The organism is Pantoea sp. JZ2 (genome assembly GCF_035191405.1).
In the GTDB taxonomy this organism is placed as follows: domain Bacteria; phylum Pseudomonadota; class Gammaproteobacteria; order Enterobacterales; family Enterobacteriaceae; genus Pantoea; species Pantoea stewartii.
Window position 1 is genome coordinate 441,760 of record NZ_CP045247.1, and the last position, 17,512, is coordinate 459,271.

General features: G+C 52.1%; 25 protein-coding genes. 23 read left to right on the top strand and 2 right to left on the bottom strand.

Features of this window, described 5'->3' with window-relative positions; all coding sequences use genetic code 11:
* Positions 1–91 precede the first annotated feature (91 nt).
* The 4 genes from kefG (at position 92) to slyD (ending at position 3,412) form a co-directional block, all read left to right on the top strand.
* Entirely contained in the window at positions 92–643 is a 552-nt protein-coding gene (gene kefG / locus GC087_RS02055; RefSeq protein WP_006120565.1) for a glutathione-regulated potassium-efflux system ancillary protein KefG, read from the top strand.
* Positions 644–2,449 carry a glutathione-regulated potassium-efflux system protein KefB gene (gene kefB, locus GC087_RS02060; RefSeq protein ID WP_006120566.1) on the top strand — a complete coding sequence of 602 codons (1,806 nt, stop codon included), beginning with the start codon at positions 644–646 and terminating at the stop codon, positions 2,447–2,449.
* Positions 2,450–2,472: 23 nt separating this feature from the next.
* On the top strand, positions 2,473–2,667 hold the full coding sequence (locus tag GC087_RS02065; RefSeq protein WP_006120567.1) for a YheV family putative zinc ribbon protein: 195 nt from the start codon (positions 2,473–2,475) through the stop codon (positions 2,665–2,667).
* Positions 2,668–2,863: 196 nt separating this feature from the next.
* Entirely contained in the window at positions 2,864–3,412 is a 549-nt protein-coding gene (gene slyD / locus GC087_RS02070; protein WP_006120568.1) for a peptidylprolyl isomerase, read from the top strand.
* A gap of 118 nt (positions 3,413–3,530) precedes the next feature.
* Here slyD and GC087_RS02075 read toward each other — a convergent pair whose 3' ends face one another.
* Positions 3,531–3,749 (bottom strand): protein SlyX, encoded by a 219-nt coding sequence (locus GC087_RS02075; RefSeq protein WP_006120569.1) that lies wholly within the window; start codon positions 3,747–3,749, stop codon positions 3,531–3,533.
* 269 nt (positions 3,750–4,018) lie between these two features.
* Here GC087_RS02075 and fkpA point away from each other — a divergent pair, with 269 nt between their 5' ends.
* The 11 genes from fkpA (at position 4,019) to bfr (ending at position 12,261) form a co-directional block, all read left to right on the top strand.
* Positions 4,019–4,855: an FKBP-type peptidyl-prolyl cis-trans isomerase gene (gene fkpA, locus GC087_RS02080; RefSeq protein ID WP_006120570.1), complete on the top strand. Its 837-nt coding sequence runs from the start codon at positions 4,019–4,021 to the stop codon at positions 4,853–4,855.
* Positions 4,856–5,013: 158 nt separating this feature from the next.
* Positions 5,014–5,736 (top strand): helix-turn-helix transcriptional regulator, encoded by a 723-nt coding sequence (locus GC087_RS02085; RefSeq protein ID WP_054632986.1) that lies wholly within the window; start codon positions 5,014–5,016, stop codon positions 5,734–5,736.
* A complete protein-coding gene (tusD, locus tag GC087_RS02090) occupies positions 5,736–6,122 on the top strand; it encodes a sulfurtransferase complex subunit TusD (RefSeq protein ID WP_006120572.1) in 387 nt (128 codons plus the stop codon). Before GC087_RS02085 ends, tusD begins: the two co-directional genes overlap by 1 nt.
* On the top strand, positions 6,122–6,481 hold the full coding sequence (gene tusC, locus GC087_RS02095) for a sulfurtransferase complex subunit TusC (protein ID WP_033741534.1): 360 nt from the start codon (positions 6,122–6,124) through the stop codon (positions 6,479–6,481). The genes tusD and tusC overlap by 1 nt, the downstream gene beginning before the upstream one ends.
* A gap of 9 nt (positions 6,482–6,490) precedes the next feature.
* Entirely contained in the window at positions 6,491–6,778 is a 288-nt protein-coding gene (gene tusB, locus GC087_RS02100) for a sulfurtransferase complex subunit TusB (RefSeq protein WP_033741532.1), read from the top strand.
* 128 nt (positions 6,779–6,906) lie between these two features.
* Complete coding sequence (rpsL, locus tag GC087_RS02105; RefSeq protein ID WP_006120575.1) at positions 6,907–7,281, top strand: 30S ribosomal protein S12; 375 nt, start codon at positions 6,907–6,909, stop codon at positions 7,279–7,281.
* A gap of 96 nt (positions 7,282–7,377) precedes the next feature.
* Positions 7,378–7,848 (top strand): 30S ribosomal protein S7, encoded by a 471-nt coding sequence (gene rpsG / locus GC087_RS02110; RefSeq protein ID WP_006120576.1) that lies wholly within the window; start codon positions 7,378–7,380, stop codon positions 7,846–7,848.
* A gap of 93 nt (positions 7,849–7,941) precedes the next feature.
* The gene (fusA, locus tag GC087_RS02115; protein ID WP_006120577.1) at positions 7,942–10,056 is read left to right on the top strand and encodes an elongation factor G; all 2,115 of its coding nucleotides are present in this window, start codon (positions 7,942–7,944) and stop codon (positions 10,054–10,056) included.
* 68 nt (positions 10,057–10,124) lie between these two features.
* A complete protein-coding gene (gene tuf, locus GC087_RS02120; protein ID WP_006120578.1) occupies positions 10,125–11,309 on the top strand; it encodes an elongation factor Tu in 1,185 nt (394 codons plus the stop codon).
* 177 nt (positions 11,310–11,486) lie between these two features.
* On the top strand, positions 11,487–11,681 hold the full coding sequence (gene bfd, locus GC087_RS02125) for a bacterioferritin-associated ferredoxin (RefSeq protein ID WP_033741530.1): 195 nt from the start codon (positions 11,487–11,489) through the stop codon (positions 11,679–11,681).
* Between the two features lie 106 nt (positions 11,682–11,787).
* Entirely contained in the window at positions 11,788–12,261 is a 474-nt protein-coding gene (gene bfr / locus GC087_RS02130; RefSeq protein WP_006120580.1) for a bacterioferritin, read from the top strand.
* Here bfr and GC087_RS02135 read toward each other — a convergent pair.
* Positions 12,248–13,021 carry a prepilin peptidase gene (locus GC087_RS02135; protein WP_324029521.1) on the bottom strand — a complete coding sequence of 258 codons (774 nt, stop codon included), beginning with the start codon at positions 13,019–13,021 and terminating at the stop codon, positions 12,248–12,250. The genes bfr and GC087_RS02135 overlap by 14 nt on opposite strands.
* A 401-nt stretch (positions 13,022–13,422) precedes the next feature.
* On the opposite strand from GC087_RS02135, the gene rpsJ reads away from it, so the two are divergent.
* From rpsJ to rpsC, 8 genes are read left to right on the top strand one after another with little or no spacing between them, the layout of a single operon-like run.
* A complete protein-coding gene (gene rpsJ, locus GC087_RS02140) occupies positions 13,423–13,734 on the top strand; it encodes a 30S ribosomal protein S10 (protein ID WP_006120582.1) in 312 nt (103 codons plus the stop codon).
* Positions 13,735–13,766: 32 nt separating this feature from the next.
* Entirely contained in the window at positions 13,767–14,396 is a 630-nt protein-coding gene (gene rplC, locus GC087_RS02145) for a 50S ribosomal protein L3 (RefSeq protein ID WP_006120583.1), read from the top strand.
* Between the two features lie 10 nt (positions 14,397–14,406).
* Positions 14,407–15,012 carry a 50S ribosomal protein L4 gene (gene rplD, locus GC087_RS02150; protein ID WP_006120584.1) on the top strand — a complete coding sequence of 202 codons (606 nt, stop codon included), beginning with the start codon at positions 14,407–14,409 and terminating at the stop codon, positions 15,010–15,012.
* Entirely contained in the window at positions 15,009–15,311 is a 303-nt protein-coding gene (rplW, locus tag GC087_RS02155) for a 50S ribosomal protein L23 (protein WP_006120585.1), read from the top strand. The genes rplD and rplW overlap by 4 nt, the downstream gene beginning before the upstream one ends.
* Before the next feature lie 17 nt (positions 15,312–15,328).
* On the top strand, positions 15,329–16,150 hold the full coding sequence (gene rplB / locus GC087_RS02160; RefSeq protein WP_006120586.1) for a 50S ribosomal protein L2: 822 nt from the start codon (positions 15,329–15,331) through the stop codon (positions 16,148–16,150).
* A gap of 16 nt (positions 16,151–16,166) precedes the next feature.
* Positions 16,167–16,445 (top strand): 30S ribosomal protein S19, encoded by a 279-nt coding sequence (gene rpsS, locus GC087_RS02165; protein ID WP_001138115.1) that lies wholly within the window; start codon positions 16,167–16,169, stop codon positions 16,443–16,445.
* A gap of 13 nt (positions 16,446–16,458) precedes the next feature.
* Positions 16,459–16,791: a 50S ribosomal protein L22 gene (gene rplV / locus GC087_RS02170; protein WP_002919773.1), complete on the top strand. Its 333-nt coding sequence runs from the start codon at positions 16,459–16,461 to the stop codon at positions 16,789–16,791.
* A 17-nt stretch (positions 16,792–16,808) separates the two neighbouring features.
* Positions 16,809–17,507, top strand: a complete 699-nt coding sequence (rpsC, locus tag GC087_RS02175) for a 30S ribosomal protein S3 (protein WP_006120587.1) — start codon at positions 16,809–16,811, stop codon at positions 17,505–17,507.
* Positions 17,508–17,512: the final 5 nt, after the last annotated feature.

The following is a 17,512-nucleotide window of genomic DNA, read 5'->3' on the forward strand; positions in this document are numbered from 1 at the left end:
ATGTTAATTTACGTGCAACATAATTGGGTTTTTGTTGCGTTGTGCATGGTAGCGGAAATCCGCACCAATGACGACGCTTTGGAGGGAAAGGATGTCGCAGCCACCTAAGATTTTGCTGCTTTTTGCTCATCCGGAAGCGCAGGATTCCATCGCAAATCGTATTTTGCTGGACGCGGCCAGGCCCCTTGAGCATGTTACTGTTCATGACCTCTATGCCGCCTATCCGGATTTTTTTATCGATATCCACCATGAGCAACAGCTACTGCGTGAGCATGATGTGATTATTTTTCAACATCCTCTCTATACCTACAGCTGCCCGGCGTTACTTAAAGAGTGGTTAGATCGCGTGTTGTCCCGGGGTTTTGCTAACGGCATAGACGGAAACGCATTAGAAGGAAAGTACTGGCGCAGTATCGTCACAACCGGCGAACCTGAAACGGCCTTTCAGCAGCACGGACTGAACCGCTATTCCATGAATGACATTTTGCGACCTTTTGAGCTGACCGCACAGATGTGCCGTATGCACTGGATGTCGCCGATGATTATTTACTGGGCGCGCCGTCAGCAACCTGATTTACTCAAAAAATATGCCCGTGCCTATAGCGACTGGCTGGCAGCACCGCTGCCGAATGGAGGGTTATAAATGGAAGGACAAACGCTGCTGACCGCAGGAGTCATCTATCTCTTTGCGGCGGTGCTGATTGTACCGGTAGCGGCTCGCCTGGGGATTGGCGCAGTATTGGGGTACTTACTGGCCGGTATTGCCATTGGTCCGTGGGGACTGGGATTTATTAGTGACGTCGACGAGATTCTGCACTTTTCTGAACTGGGCGTTGTCTTTCTGATGTTTATCATCGGGTTGGAACTGAACCCGGCAAAGTTGTGGGCGCTGCGCCGTTCTATCTTTGGTATCGGTGCCGCGCAGGTCATTTTCTCCGCCGCCATTCTTGGCGCATTGCTGTGGCTGACAAACTTTGACTGGCGCGCGGCGGTAATCGGCGGGATCGGTCTGGCCATGTCATCAACGGCGATGGCCTTGCAGCTGATGCGGGACAAGGGCATGAACCGCAGCGAAGCGGGCCAGCTAGGGTTTTCGGTGCTGCTGTTTCAGGATCTGGCTGTTATTCCGGCGTTGGCACTGATTCCGCTTCTGGCCGGGAATGACAGCGGCAGCGTCGACTGGATGAAAGTGGGCATGAAGGTCCTGGCGTTTGCCGGCATGCTCGTCGGGGGCCGCTATTTACTGCGCCCCATTTTTCGCTACATCGCGGCCTCAGGCGTGCGTGAAGTGTTTACCGCCGCCTCGCTGCTGCTGGTATTGGGCTCCGCGTTGTTTATGGATGCGCTGGGGTTATCCATGGCGTTAGGCACCTTTATCGCCGGGATTCTGCTGGCGGAAAGTGAATACCGTCATGAGCTGGAAGTGGCGATCGAGCCGTTCAAAGGCTTACTGCTGGGGCTGTTTTTTATCTCGGTGGGCATGGCGCTGAACCTCGGGGTGCTTTATACCCACATTATCGCCATTTTACTGGGCGTACTGACGCTGGTGTCGGTCAAGTTACTGGTGCTGTATGTGCTGGCTCGAATCTATGGCTTACGCAGCTCTGAACGTCAGCAGTTTGCCGGCGTGTTGAGTCAGGGCGGCGAGTTTGCTTTTGTACTGTTCTCGGCGGCCTCGTCAGCCAGACTGTTCTCGGGCGACCAACTGCCGCTGCTGCTGGTTACCGTGACGCTGTCCATGATGACCACGCCGCTGCTGATGCAGGCAATTGATCGGCTGTTGGCGCGTCGCTTTAATGAAAGCGATGAAGACACTGAAAAACCCTTCGTTGAGGACGATCAGCCGCAGGTCATTGTGGTGGGCTTCGGACGTTTTGGTCAGGTAGTGGGCCGTTTGCTGATGGCAAACAATAAGCGCATCACCGTACTGGAGCGTGATATTAGTGCGGTCAACCTGATGCGCAAGTACGGCTACAAGGTTTACTATGGTGATGCAACGGAGCTGGAACTGCTGCGAGCGGCGGGTGCGGCTGATGCGCAGTCAATCGTCATTACCTGCAGCAATCCGGAAGATGCGATGACGATTGTGCATCTCTGCCAGCAACATTTTCCGCATTTGCAGATTATGGCGCGTGCCCGTGGTCGTGTGGAAGCCCACGAACTGCTGCAGGCGGGCGTGACGCAGTTCTCACGTGAAACTTTTTCCAGTGCGCTGGAACTGGGGCGTAAAACGCTTATGTCGCTGGGAATGCATCCTCATCAGGCTCATCGGGCACAGCAACACTTCCGCCGGCTGGATATGCGCATGTTGCGGGAGCTGATGCCTGTCCACTCTGATATGGCGCAGATTTCCCGTGTCCGCGAGGCGCGACGTGAACTGGAAGACATTTTTCAGCGTGAAATGCAGCATGAACGACGTCAGTTCCATGACTGGGATGACGATCAGTAATCAAAAGACACAGGTAGAACAGCATGCGTAAACGCTTTATTGCTGGTGCGGTATGTCCGCATTGTCAGGAAAAAGACACGCTGGCCATGTGGCGTGAAAACAATGTCGATGTCGTCGAGTGTGTAAAGTGCGGCCATCAAATGCGGGAAGCCGATAAACAGGCACGCGATCAGGTTCGCAGTAACGAGCAAGTGATCGGAATTTTCCATCCCGAGTAGCGAAATGGCCCAGCTTTTTTTAAGCTTAAGCACACAGCGGGATTGAATTCCGTTACAATTGACGCCATTAACGCTGAAGTCGCAAGAGCAAAAGAGTGCCTCTTGTACTCAGCCCCGAACCTTTCTGGTTGGTGTTATTGCACGCAAGAATAGACCAATGAGACGGGATCTTAGTTCTCAACGGTTAGGAGATATCATGAAAGTAGCAAAAGACCTGGTGGTAAGCCTGGCCTATCAGGTACGTACAGAAGACGGTGTGTTGGTTGACGAGTCACCGGTGAGTGCACCGTTAGACTATCTGCACGGTCATGGTTCCCTGATTTCTGGTCTGGAAAATGCGCTGGAAAACCACGTCGCGGGCGATAAGTTTGACGTGCATATCCCGGCAAATGACGCGTACGGTCAGTACGATGACAACCTGGTACAGCGCGTACCAAAAGACGTCTTTATGGGCGTTGACGAATTACAGGTTGGCATGCGTTTCCTGGCGGAAACCGATCAGGGTCCGGTGCCGGTTGAAATCACCGAAGTGGAAGACGACCATGTTGTGGTTGACGGTAACCACATGCTGGCGGGTCAGAACCTGAACTTTAACGTTGAGGTGGTTGCGATTCGTGAAGCCACACCGGAAGAGCTGGCACACGGCCATGTTCACGGTGCAGATGGTCATCACCACGATCACGACCATGACCATGACCACGGTAAAGGTGGTTGCGGAACGGGTGGTTGTGGCTGCAGCCACTAAGTCCGACGCGGTAGTGCAGAGCCACCTTCGGGTGGCCTTACTTTTTGCGGCATTTTATTGTCAGCAGACCTCGGCAGAGCGGGCCTGCCGACAGTCAGCCTGGCCTGTCACGGATGGATCAGTAATGCGGCGGCGGGGTTTCTTCTGAAGCATCGGCAATCATCGACGGCGCGCTGGCTTTAAACTTCTCAAGTAACAGGCGCATATGTTCGCGCATCTTACTCATTTCAAGTTCATGCTGAACGACGGTATTGTTCAGTTGATCGATAGTGATCTCCTGAAAGGCCAGCTTACTTTCAAGCGCTTCAATACGTTGTTCCCACTCTGACTGTTGCATGATCTTTTCTCCTGTTAAGGGGTTACTCAGCGCATGATTCTAAAGGCTGGCGTTGCAGAATTGCCCTATTTATTCGCTTTTATTTGGTGTTTAGCTTGAAAAAGGGTCAGATGACATCATCTCTGGTGAAACTTCCTGATGCAAAAAAGGTCGGAAGTAGACCAGATAATTACGTTGTGGGAGTGTTCGTCATTGCCACGTAAAGTTATAGTGTGGGCCCTCAGTCCGCAATGATTCCCGAGGTGAGAGGCTTCGGTTTTGGAGAAAGGATGAAATCACTGTTTAAAGTCACATTGTTAGCTACCACCATGGCCGTCGCGCTGAATGCTCCGCTGGCAATGGCTGCAGAAACAGCAGCAGCTCCGGCCGCTGCCGATGCTCCACAGTCTGCTCCTCAGGCTCCAAAAAATGCCGCCTTCAAAAATGAAGATCAGCAATCTGCATACGCTTTGGGTGCGTCACTGGGCCGTTATATGGACAACTCCCTGAAAGAACAGGAGAAGTTGGGCATCAAGCTGGACAAGCAGCAACTGATTGCCGGTGTTCAGGACGCGTTTGGCGGCAAGAGCAAGCTGTCTGACGAAGAAATCGAGCAAACCCTGCAGGCGTTCGAAGCCCGCGTGAAAGGCGCGGCGTCAGCCAAGATGGAAAAAGACGCAAAAGAAAATGCCGAGAAGGGTGAAGCTTACAGCGCTAAGTTTGCTAAAGAGAGCGGCGTGAAGAAGACCGAAAGTGGTCTGCTGTATAAGGTTGAGAAAGAAGGGACCGGTGAGGCACCAAAAGACAGCGATACAGTCGTTGTAAACTACAAAGGTACGCTGATCGACGGCACCGAGTTTGATAACTCTTACACGCGCGGTGAGCCCCTGTCTTTCCGTCTTGACGGCGTGATTCCAGGCTGGACTGAAGGCCTGAAGCACGTTAAGAAAGGCGGTAAGATCAAGCTGGTTATCCCACCAAACCTGGCGTACGGTAAAAACGGTGTTCCGGGCATCCCGGCTAACTCCACGCTGGTGTTTGACGTTGAGCTGCTTGATATCAAACCGGCACCAAAAGCGGATGAAAAAACGCAGGCACCTGCTGCTGACGCGAAGAAATCCCAGTAATCTGTCTGCCGCCACCTTCGGGTGGCGGTTTCTCTTTATGACAAACCTCTGGCATAACCCCGCGACATTTGCCAGACTATCGCCTGCATAACTATCCCAATATTGAGTCTGCCCGTAGCCGCTGTGACAGGCTCCAGCCATGTAGGGTGATGTCTTCAATGTCTAATCCATTCAATCCCGGTGAACTGAGCGACTTCGATCTTCTGGAGCAGCATCCGTTCGAGCAAACTGATTACGATATTTTAAAATCGTATGAGGCCGTTGTAGATGGTCTTGCCATGTTGATCGGCTCGCATTGTGAAATCGTCCTTCACTCACTGGAAGATTTAAACTGTTCGGCCGTGCGTATTGCTAACGGCGAGCATACAGGGCGTAAAGTGGGCTCGCCCATCACGGATTTAGCCTTGCGCATGCTGCATGATATGCAGGGTGCAGACAGCAACGTCTCCCGCGCTTACTTTACCCGCGCGAAAAGTGGTGTGCTGATGAAGTCCGTCACGATTGCGATTCGTAATCGCCAGCAGCGGGTGATTGGCTTACTGTGTATCAACATGAACCTCGACGTTCCGTTTTCACAGATCATGTCGACGTTTCTGCCGCCAGAGATGCAGCAGGTCGATTCCAATGTGAACTTTGCCAGTTCGGTCGATGACCTGGTCATGCAGACGCTGGAATTTACGATTGAAGAAGTGAGCGCCGACCGTAACGTCTCGAATAATGCCAAGAACCGTCAGATCGTATTGAATCTGTATGAAAAAGGGATTTTCGATATCAAAGACGCCATCAATCAGGTCGCCGAGCGCTTAAATATTTCCAAACATACCGTGTACCTGTACATCCGCCAGTTTAAAAACGGTGACTTTCAGGGGCAGGATCGTTAATGCGCTATGCGCTTCTTGTCACCGGTCCGGCCTATGGTACGCAGCAGGCGACCAGCGCCCTGCTGTTTGCCAACGCGCTGCTGGCAGCGGGACACCAGCTGGAAAGCGTCTTTTTTTATCGGGAAGGCGTGCTGAACGCCAATCAGCTTAGCGCGCCCGCCAGTGACGAATTCGATCTTGTTCGTGCCTGGCAGTCGCTTCATCAGGCGCATGGCGTGGCGCTGAACATTTGCGTGGCGGCCGCACTCCGGCGCGGCGTAACGGATGCGCAGGAAGCCTCACGGCTTGCGCTGCCGGGCGCGAATCTTCAGCCCGGTTTTACCCTGGCCGGCTTAGGCGCGCTGGCGGAAGCGGCGCTGCGTTGCGAGCGGATGGTGCAGTTCTGATGAAGCGTGTCGCGTTTGTATTCACCCGAGCCCCACATGGCAGCAGTGCGGGACGTGAAGGGTTAGATGCGGTGCTGGCCACCGGCGCGTTGAGTGACGATATCGGCCTGTTTTTTATTGGAGATGGCGTTCTGCAGCTTAACAGTGAGCAACAGCCGGAAAATATTCACAGCCGGCATTATGCCGCTACCTTCGGCGTGCTGGCGCTGTATGATATCGACCAGTGTTATCTGTGCAGGGCATCGCTGCAGTCGCGCGGTTTAGCGGAAAATGCGCCACGCATTCTGGATGCCGAAATTTTAGATGCGTCGGCCCTGCGGCAAAAACTCGCAGGCTATGACCGTATTTTGACTTTTTAAGAGCACCTAATGCTGCATACGTTATTTCACTCACCGACTTACAGCGACATCGAAAGCCTGACCCGACTGCTTATGCCGGAGGATGACCTGCTCTTGCTGCAGGATGGCGTACTGGCGGCGATTGAGGGCAGCAGGGCGCTGGAACAGCTTCGCGCCTCAGGGGCGAAGCTCTGGGCACTGGAAGATGACCTGAATGCCCGGGGGCTGAGCACGCAAATTTCCCCTGTTGTGCAGTCTGTGGACTATACTTTTTTCGTTGCGCTAACGGTAAAACATCAACAACAAATGGCCTGGTAATGCGTTGGCCCCCTGGTTATTTCTTGACACCTTTTTGACACAGCCCTAAAATTCTGCCTCCTCGTAATTCTACGAGGTGATTTATTACGTGTTTACGAAGCAAAAAGCTAAATCCCAGGAGCTATTTAATGGCAACAGTTAACCAGCTGGTTCGCAAACCACGCGTCCGCAAAGTTGCAAAGAGCAACGTGCCGGCGCTGGAAGCTTGCCCGCAGAAACGTGGCGTTTGTACCCGTGTGTACACCACCACTCCTAAAAAACCAAACTCAGCACTGCGTAAAGTTTGCCGTGTGCGTTTGACTAACGGTTTTGAAGTCACCTCCTACATCGGTGGTGAAGGTCACAACCTGCAGGAACACTCCGTGATCCTGATCCGTGGCGGTCGTGTTAAAGACCTGCCAGGTGTGCGTTACCACACCGTTCGTGGCGCGCTGGACTGCTCAGGTGTTAAAGACCGTAAGCAGTCACGCTCCAAGTACGGCGTGAAGAAGCCAAAGGCTTAATGGTTCTCCGTTAAGTAAGGCCAAACGTTTTAACTTAAATGTCAAACTAAACTCGTAGAGTTTTGGACAATCCTGAATTAACAACGGAGTATTTCCATGCCACGTCGTCGCGTCATTGGTCAGCGTAAAATTCTGCCGGATCCTAAGTTCGGATCAGAGCTGCTGGCTAAATTTGTAAATATCCTGATGGTAGATGGTAAAAAATCTACTGCTGAATCTATCGTCTATACCGCACTTGAGACCCTGGCTCAACGTGCTGGTAAAGATGGCTTGGAAGCTTTTGAGGTTGCTCTCGAAAACGTGCGTCCGACTGTCGAAGTTAAGTCACGTCGCGTTGGTGGTTCAACCTATCAGGTTCCAGTTGAAGTCCGTCCGGTTCGTCGTAATGCCCTGGCAATGCGTTGGATCGTAGAAGCTGCTCGTAAACGCGGTGATAAATCTATGGCTTTACGCCTGGCGAACGAACTTTCTGACGCTGCAGAAAACAAAGGTACTGCAGTTAAGAAACGTGAAGACGTTCACCGTATGGCTGAAGCCAACAAGGCGTTCGCTCACTACCGCTGGTAACAGCTGCGTAGTTGTTGTTAAACCAGCGGGCGCTCAAACAGCCAACCCGCTGGGGTCGACTAACTTTGAACGTCCTAAAAACCGAGGAATAAAATGGCTCGTACAACACCCATTGCGCGCTACCGTAATATCGGTATCAGCGCACACATCGACGCCGGTAAAACCACTACTACCGAGCGTATCCTGTTCTACACCGGTGTTAACCACAAAATCGGTGAAGTGCATGATGGCGCAGCGACCATGGACTGGATGGCACAGGAGCAGGAACGTGGTATTACCATCACGTCTGCTGCAACGACCGCGTTCTGGTCAGGTATGGCTAAGCAGTTTGAGCCACACCGCATCAACATCATCGACACCCCGGGACACGTTGACTTCACCATCGAAGTAGAACGTTCCATGCGTGTGCTCGATGGCGCAGTAATGGTTTACTGTGCTGTAGGTGGTGTTCAGCCACAGTCTGAGACCGTATGGCGTCAGGCTAACAAATATAAAGTTCCACGCATTGCGTTCGTTAACAAAATGGACCGCATGGGTGCAAACTTCCTGAAAGTAGTTGGTCAGATCGAATCTCGTCTGGGCGCGACTCCGGTTCCGCTGCAGATCGCTATCGGCGCTGAAGAAAACTTCACCGGCGTTGTTGACCTGATCAAAATGAAAGCCATCAACTGGAACGACCAGGATGCGGGCGTGACCTTCGATTACGAAGAGATCCCAGCTAACCTGCAAGAACTGGCTGAAGAATGGCGCGGCAAGCTGATCGAAGCTGCAGCAGAAGCCTCTGAAGAGCTGATGGAGAAATTCTTCAGCGGTGAAGAGCTGACTGAAGAAGAGATCAAAAAAGCGCTGCGTCAGCGCGTGCTGAAAAACGAAATCATCCTGGTGACCTGTGGTTCTGCATTTAAGAACAAAGGTGTTCAGGCAATGCTGGATGCGGTTGTTGAGTATCTGCCAGCCCCGACCGATGTACCGGCAATCAACGGTATGCTGGACGATGGTAAAGATACCCCAGCTGAGCGTCACGCAAGTGATGAAGAGCCGTTCTCTGCTCTGGCGTTTAAGATCGCAACTGACCCATTCGTGGGTAACCTGACGTTCTTCCGCGTTTACTCTGGTGTGGTTAACTCAGGCGATACCGTTCTGAACTCCGTGAAATCTGCACGTGAGCGTTTCGGTCGTATCGTTCAGATGCACGCTAACAAACGTGAAGAAATCAGCGAAGTTCGCGCAGGTGACATCGCCGCTGCGATCGGCCTGAAAGACGTTATCACTGGTGATACCCTGTGTGATCCAAACGCGCCAATCATTCTGGAGCGTATGGAATTCCCTGAGCCGGTAATTTCTATCGCCGTTGAGCCGAAAACCAAAGCTGACCAGGAAAAAATGGGTCTGGCTCTGGGTCGTCTGGCGAAAGAAGACCCGTCATTCCGCGTATGGACTGACGAAGAGTCTAACCAGACTATCATCGCTGGTATGGGTGAACTTCACCTCGATATCATCGTTGACCGTATGAAGCGTGAATTCAACGTTGAAGCGAACGTGGGTAAACCACAGGTTGCTTACCGTGAAGCTATCCGCTCTAAAGTTACCGGTATCGAAGGTAAACACGCCAAGCAGTCTGGTGGTCGTGGTCAGTACGGTCATGTTGTTATCGACATGTACCCGCTGGAGCCAGGTTCGAACCCGAAAGGTTACGAATTTGTCAACGATATTAAAGGTGGTGTAATTCCTGGCGAATTCATCCCAGCCGTTGATAAAGGTATCCAGGAGCAGTTGAAATCAGGCCCACTGGCAGGTTATCCGGTTGTGGATCTGGGTGTTCGTCTGCACTTCGGTTCTTACCATGACGTTGACTCCTCTGAACTGGCGTTTAAACTGGCCGCGTCTATAGCCTTTAAAGATGGCTTTAAGAAAGCGCAGCCTGTTCTGCTTGAGCCTATCATGAAGGTTGAAGTTGAAACCCCAGAAGAGAACACCGGTGACGTAATCGGTGACCTTAGCCGTCGTCGTGGTATGCTCAAAGGGCAGGAATCTAACGCTACTGGCGTTCAGATCCACGCTGAAGTTCCACTGTCTGAAATGTTCGGATATGCAACTCAGCTGCGCTCTCTGACCAAAGGTCGTGCTTCGTACTCCATGGAGTTCCTGAAGTATGACGACGCACCGAACAACGTTGCGCAGGCCGTTATTGAAGCTCGTAGCAAATAAGCTACGGTTTAAATTTGAACTGATGCCTTCATCCCGGGTGATGAAGGCATAACGTAAGGAATATCGCCATGGCGAAAGAGCAATTTCAACGTAACAAACTGCACGTAAACGTGGGCACCATCGGTCACGTTGACCACGGTAAAACCACCCTGACTGCAGCAATCACCACCGTTCTGGCTAAAACCAACGGCGGCCAGGCGCGTGCGTTCGACCAGATCGACAGCACCCCTGAAGAAAAAGCACGTGGTATCACCATCAACACTGCACACGTTGAGTATGAAACCCCGTCTCGCCACTATGCACACGTTGACTGCCCGGGCCACGCCGACTATGTGAAAAACATGATCACCGGTGCTGCGCAGATGGACGGCGCGATCCTGGTTGTTGCTGCGACTGACGGCCCAATGCCGCAGACCCGTGAGCACATCCTGCTGGGTCGTCAGGTAGGCGTTCCTTACATCATCGTGTTCCTGAACAAGTGTGACATGGTTGATGACGAAGAGCTGCTGGAGCTGGTTGAGATGGAAGTCCGTGACCTGCTGTCACAGTACGACTTCCCGGGCGACGATACTCCAATCGTTCGCGGTTCAGCACTGAAAGCGCTGGAAGGCAACCCAGAGTGGGAAGAGAAGATCGTTGAGCTGGCTAACCACCTGGACAACTACATCCCGGATCCGGTTCGTGCTATCGACATGCCGTTCCTGCTGCCAATCGAAGACGTATTCTCAATCTCTGGCCGTGGTACTGTAGTAACCGGTCGTGTTGAGCGCGGTGTTGTTAAAGTCGGCGACGAAGTTGAAATCGTGGGTATCAAAGATACGGCGAAATCAACCTGTACCGGTGTTGAAATGTTCCGCAAACTGCTGGACCAGGGTCAGGCAGGCGAAAACTGTGGTGTTCTGCTGCGCGGTATCAAGCGTGAAGACATCCAGCGTGGTCAGGTTCTGGCGAAGCCAGGCACCATCAAGCCACACACCAAGTTCGAGTCAGAAGTTTACGTTCTGTCTAAAGACGAAGGTGGCCGCCATACTCCGTTCTTCAAGGGCTACCGTCCACAGTTCTACTTCCGTACCACTGACGTGACCGGTTCAGTAGAGCTGCCAGAAGGCGTTGAAATGGTTATGCCAGGCGACAACATCAAAATGGTTGTTACCCTGATCCACCCAATCGCAATGGACGAAGGTCTGCGCTTCGCAATCCGCGAAGGTGGCCGTACCGTTGGCGCGGGCGTTGTTGCTAAAGTTATCGCTTAATTGTGATCTCTGATGTGGCCACATGAGTGGCCACTGCAAAATAAAAAGAGCACTTCGGTGCTCTTTTTTTATGCCTGTCATTTAATCACGCAGGCTTTCTCCTCACAAAAGGTAGGTTTGAAATAAAAACGATTCGCATTTACACTGTGCGCACGAAATAGACCGGGTGATGAATAAATGTACGTCTGTCTGTGTAATGCCATCAGTGACAAAACGCTCCGTGAAGTCGTGCGCCGTTATCAGCCCAAATCTATCCAGCAGTTGCGCCAAATCGTGCCCGTGGGAAAGCAATGTGGAAAATGTATTCGGGATGCCCGTGCGATTATGGATGAAGAGATGCAGCACGCTCCGCAATATAAAGAAATCGCGTAAACGCACACACACCACCGACTTGATAATACCCACAATTTTCATCGCGTTTTTTTGACTTCTTTTTAACCGCATCTACGCTCAAATAAACATGAGCGGAGGAAGCGAAATGAAGGGCGATGCGAAAATCATAAGTCATCTCAATAAATTGTTGGGGAATGAACTGGTTGCAATAAACCAGTACTTCTTACATGCACGGATGTTCAAAAACTGGGGACTGATGCGTCTTAACGACGTTGAGTACCATGAGTCCATAGATGAAATGAAGCATGCGGATAAATACATCGAACGTATTCTGTTTCTTGAAGGCATTCCTAATCTGCAGGATCTGGGACGACTCAGGATTGGAGAAGATGTCGGGGAGATGTTGCAGTCCGATCTCAATCTTGAACTCGAAGGCGCAAAAGACCTGCGTGAAGCCATCGCCTATGCGGATAAAGTTCATGATTACGTAAGCCGCGATATGATGATCGCCATCCTCGAAGATGAGGAGCACCATATCGACTGGATTGAAACTGAGCTTGATCTTATTAGTAAGATGGGCATCCAGAATTACCTGCAGGCGCAAATCAAAGAAGAGTAAGGCTTTGACTAACGATAACTCCCCAGCCCGCGACGGCCAGGAAAGGGCCAAAGGGAAGCGGGCTGTTCAGGTACCACGCCCAGTTCCTTATCCGCAGCGCGCCGAAAGCGATCAAGGCTGTCGTACAGGCGGTCAGGGCAATGAAGGGCAGGGCCTGCCAACCACACCATGCGCCCAGTGCGGCAAACAGTTTAATATCCCCACAACCTAATCCCTTCCGCCGTGTAACCTGTTGAAAAATTCCGGCAAGCAACCAAAGTGAACCATAGCCAAACATGACGCCACCGATGGCCGAACTGACCGTGAGTGGCTGAAAGAACATGAAACGTGAAAGACCCAGCCACAGGAGCGCGTGGGTGAGAACATCTGTCAGCAGGAAGTGGCGCTGGTCGATGGCCGCAAGGACGAGGAGCAAACAGGAAGCCAGAAGCGGAAACAGCGCATGAATGAGATTGTCGTGAAACAGGTAAGCCAGCAACAGGCAGAGCAGGGCGCCTGTCAGCTCAAACAGCACGGGCAGCAAACCGACCGGATGCGAACAAAACCGACAGTGCCCCCGCAACCACAGCCAGCTTATCAGCGGAACGCTGTCGTGCCACAGGATCGTGCGGCGACAGTAACTACAGTGGGAAGGCGGCGTCCACAATGACTGCAGCCAGCGACGTGGTGAAGCGGACGTATTAAAACGTTGACAGGCCAGGGCGAGAAAGCTGCCAAGCGCGCCGCCTGACAGGGAGACAGCAACGATGATGAGCAACACGATGACCTCCGGTTAACCTGATGTGATGACTGAGTCTGTCTGAACGCATCCTCTGCGTCGCGGATAAGAAAAAGAGAATGGAAAACCGCGCCCAGAAAAAAAGGGGCGAAGACATCCGTCCTGCAGGGCTTTTGTGCAGACGTACACAAAAGCGTTAAACACAGTTTTCTGTGGCAAATGTGCATCGTGGGTTGCTTCCTGAGCAAATCTACGTATAATGCGCGGGCCTGCCGATATTGGCAGGCGCGATTCGAGCTGAATCGCAGACGGCAGTTTGTTGGGCCGTCTGACAATACTCCCAACTGTGGAGTTATATGCTGAACGATTACACTCTCCCATCAATCGTAATGGGTTCGAGTAGTAATTTTTTTCGTCTATAAAATGTTTGGAGCCTTGGTCTCATGTCGAACCAAAGAATCCGTATCCGTCTTAAAGCGTTTGATCATCGTCTGATCGATCAATCAACCGCGGAAATCGTCGAGACTGCCAAGCGCACTGGTGCGCAGGTACGTGGTCCGATCCCGCTGCCGACCCGCAAAGAGCGCTTTACCGTTCTGATCTCTCCGCACGTTAACAAAGATGCGCGTGACCAGTACGAAATTCGCACTCACAAGCGTCTGGTAGACATCGTTGAGCCAACTGAAAAAACCGTTGATGCTCTGATGCGTCTGGACCTGGCTGCCGGTGTTGACGTGCAGATCAGCCTGGGTTAATCAGGTCATCGAGCGATTGAGAGGTTGAAACAATGATTGGTTTAGTCGGTAAAAAAGTGGGTATGACCCGCATCTTCACTGAAGATGGCGTATCTATCCCAGTAACCGTAATCGAAGTTGAAGCGAACCGCGTTACTCAGGTCAAAGGCCTGGAGAACGATGGTTACCAGGCAATTCAGGTTACCACCGGTGCTAAAAAAGCAAACCGTGTGACCAAACCTGAAGCTGGTCATTTTGCTAAAGCTGGCGTAGAAGCTGGCCGTGGCCTGTGGGAATTCCGCACCGCTGAAGGTGATGAGTATTCTGTAGGTCAGAGCATCAGCGTTGAAATTTTCGCTGACGTTAAAAAAGTAGACGTAACTGGCACCTCTAAAGGTAAAGGTTTCGCAGGTACCGTTAAGCGCTGGAACTTCCGTACCCAGGACGCAACCCACGGTAACTCCTTGTCTCACCGCGTTCCGGGTTCTATCGGTCAGAACCAGACTCCGGGCAAAGTGTTCAAAGGCAAGAAAATGGCAGGTCAGCTGGGTAATGAGCGCGTAACTGTTCAGAGCCTGGACGTAGTACGTGTTGACGCTGAGCGCAACCTGCTGCTGGTTAAAGGTGCAGTTCCCGGTGCTACCGGTAGCGACCTGATCGTTAAACCAGCTGTGAAGGCGTAAGGGGATAGCAATGGAATTAGTATTGAAAGACGCGCAGAGCGCGCTGACTGTTTCCGAAACTACCTTCGGTCGTGATTTCAACGAAGCGCTGGTTCACCAGGTTGTTGTTGCTTACGCATCAGGCGCCCGCCAGGGTACTCGCGCGCAGAAAACTCGCGCTGAAGTAACCGGTTCAGGCAAAAAGCCTTGGCGTCAGAAAGGCACCGGCCGTGCGCGTTCAGGTTCTGTAAAGAGCCCGATCTGGCGTTCAGGTGGCGTGACCTTTGCTGCTAAGCCACAAGACCACAGTCAAAAAGTTAACAAAAAGATGTACCGCGGCGCGCTGAAAAGCATCCTGTCCGAACTGGTACGTCAAGATCGTCTGATCGTTGTCGAGCAGTTCTCTGTTGAAGCACCGAAAACCAAGTTGCTGGCACAGAAGCTGAAAGACATGGCGCTGGAAGACGTGCTGATCATCACCGGCGAACTGGATGAGAATCTGTTCCTGGCTGCGCGTAACCTGTACAAGGTTGACGTGCGTGATGCAGCGGGTATCGACCCAGTTAGCCTGATCGCCTTCGACAAAGTCGTTATGACTGCTGATGCAGTTAAGCAAGTTGAGGAGATGCTGGCATGATCCGTGAAGAACGTCTGCTGAAAGTACTGCGCGCGCCGCACGTATCTGAAAAGGCATCTAGCGCGATGGAAAAAACCAACACCATCGTACTCAAAGTAGCTAAAGACGCGACTAAAGCAGAGATCGTTGCTGCTGTTGAGAAACTGTTCGAAGTAGAAGTTAAAGACGTTAACACCCTGGTAGTTAAAGGTAAGGTTAAGCGTCACGGACAGCGTATCGGTCGTCGTAGCGACTGGAAAAAAGCTTACGTCACCCTGAAGGAAGGCCAGAATCTGGACTTCGTCGGCGGCGCTGAGTAAGTCGGAGGAGAAAGACAATGGCAGTTGTTAAATGTAAACCGACATCTCCGGGTCGTCGCCACGTCGTTAAAGTGGTGAACCCAGAGTTGCACAAGGGCAAGCCGTTTGCTCCATTGCTGGAAAAAAACAGCAAATCCGGTGGCCGCAACAACAACGGTCGCATCACTACCCGTCACATCGGTGGTGGTCATAAGCAGGCTTACCGTCTGGTTGACTTCAAACGCAACAAAGATGGTATCCCGGCAACCGTTGAACGTCTTGAGTACGATCCGAACCGCTCTGCGAACATCGCACTGGTTCTGTACAAAGACGGCGAACGCCGTTACATCCTGGCCCCTAAAGGCCTGAAAGCCGGCGACCAGATTCAGTCTGGCGTTGATGCTGCGATCAAAGCAGGTAACACACTGCCGATGCGTAACATCCCGGTGGGTTCTACCGTTCACAACGTAGAAATGAAACCAGGCAAAGGCGGTCAGATTGCTCGCTCAGCCGGTGCTTACGTGCAGATCGTTGCGCGTGAAGGTTCCTACGTTACCCTGCGTCTGCGTTCAGGTGAAATGCGTAAAGTCGAAGCTGACTGCCGCGCTACACTGGGCGAAGTCGGTAACGCTGAGCATATGCTGCGCGTTCTGGGTAAAGCTGGTGCAACCCGTTGGCGTGGTGTTCGTCCGACCGTTCGTGGTACCGCGATGAACCCAGTAGATCACCCGCACGGTGGTGGTGAAGGTCGTAACTTTGGTAAGCACCCGGTAACTCCGTGGGGCGTTCAGACCAAAGGTAAGAAGACCCGTAGCAACAAGCGTACCGATAAATTTATCGTACGTCGCCGTAGCAAATAATATTAGAGGATAAGCCATGCCACGTTCTCTCAAGAAAGGTCCTTTTATTGACCTGCACTTGCTGAAGAAGGTAGAGAAAGCGGTGGAAAGCGGTGACAAGAAGCCTTTGCGCACTTGGTCCCGTCGTTCAACGATCTTTCCTAACATGATCGGTTTGACCATCGCTGTCCATAATGGTCGTCAGCACGTTCCTGTCTTTGTTTCCGACGAAATGGTTGGTCACAAACTGGGTGAATTCGCGCCGACACGTACTTATCGCGGTCACGCGGCTGATAAAAAAGCCAAGAAGAAATAAGTAGGAGGAAGAGATGGAAACTTTAGCTCAACATCGCCACGCTCGTTCTTCTGCTCAGAAGGTTCGCCTTGTTGCTGACCTGATCCGCGGTAAGAAAGTGTCGCAGGCACTGGACATTTTGACCTACACCAACAAGAAAGCGGCTGTACTGGTCAAGAAAGTTCTGGAATCTGCCATTGCTAACGCTGAACACAACGATGGCGCTGATATCGACGATCTGAAAGTCGCGAAAATTTTCGTCGACGAAGGCCCAAGCATGAAGCGCATTATGCCGCGTGCAAAAGGTCGTGCAGATCGCATCCTGAAGCGCACCAGCCACATTACTGTGGTTGTGTCCGATCGCTGAGACTCTGGAGACTAGCAATGGGTCAGAAAGTACATCCTAATGGTATTCGCCTGGGTATTGTAAAACCATGGAACTCTACCTGGTTTGCGAACACCAAAGAATTCGCTGACAACCTGGACAGCGACTTTAAAGTACGTCAGTACCTGACTAAGGAACTGGCTAAGGCGTCTGTATCTCGTATCGTTATCGAGCGTCCAGCTAAGAGCATCCGTGTGACCATTCACACCGCTCGTCCTGGCATCGTGATCGGTAAGAAAGGTGAAGACGTAGAAAAACTGCGCACGGTCGTCGCGAAAATCGCTGGCGTTCCTGCACAGATCAATATCGCCGAAGTCCGTAAACCGGAACTGGACGCAAAACTGGTTGCTGACAGCATCACTTCACAGCTGGAGCGTCGTGTGATGTTCCGTCGTGCTATGAAGCGTGCGGTTCAGAACGCCATGCGTCTGGGCGCGAAGGGTATCAAAGTTGAAGTTAGCGGCCGTCTGGGCGGCGCCGAGATCGCACGTACCGAATGGTACCGTGAAGGTCGCGTGCCGTTGCACACTCTGCGTGCTGACATTGACTACAACACCTCTGAAGCGCACACCACTTATGGTGTAATCGGCGTTAAGGTATGGATCTTCAAAGGCGAGATCCTGGGTGGTATGGCTGCTGTTGAACAACCGGAACCGGCTGCTCAACCTAAAAAGCAGCAGCGTAAAGGCCGTAAGTAAGGAGA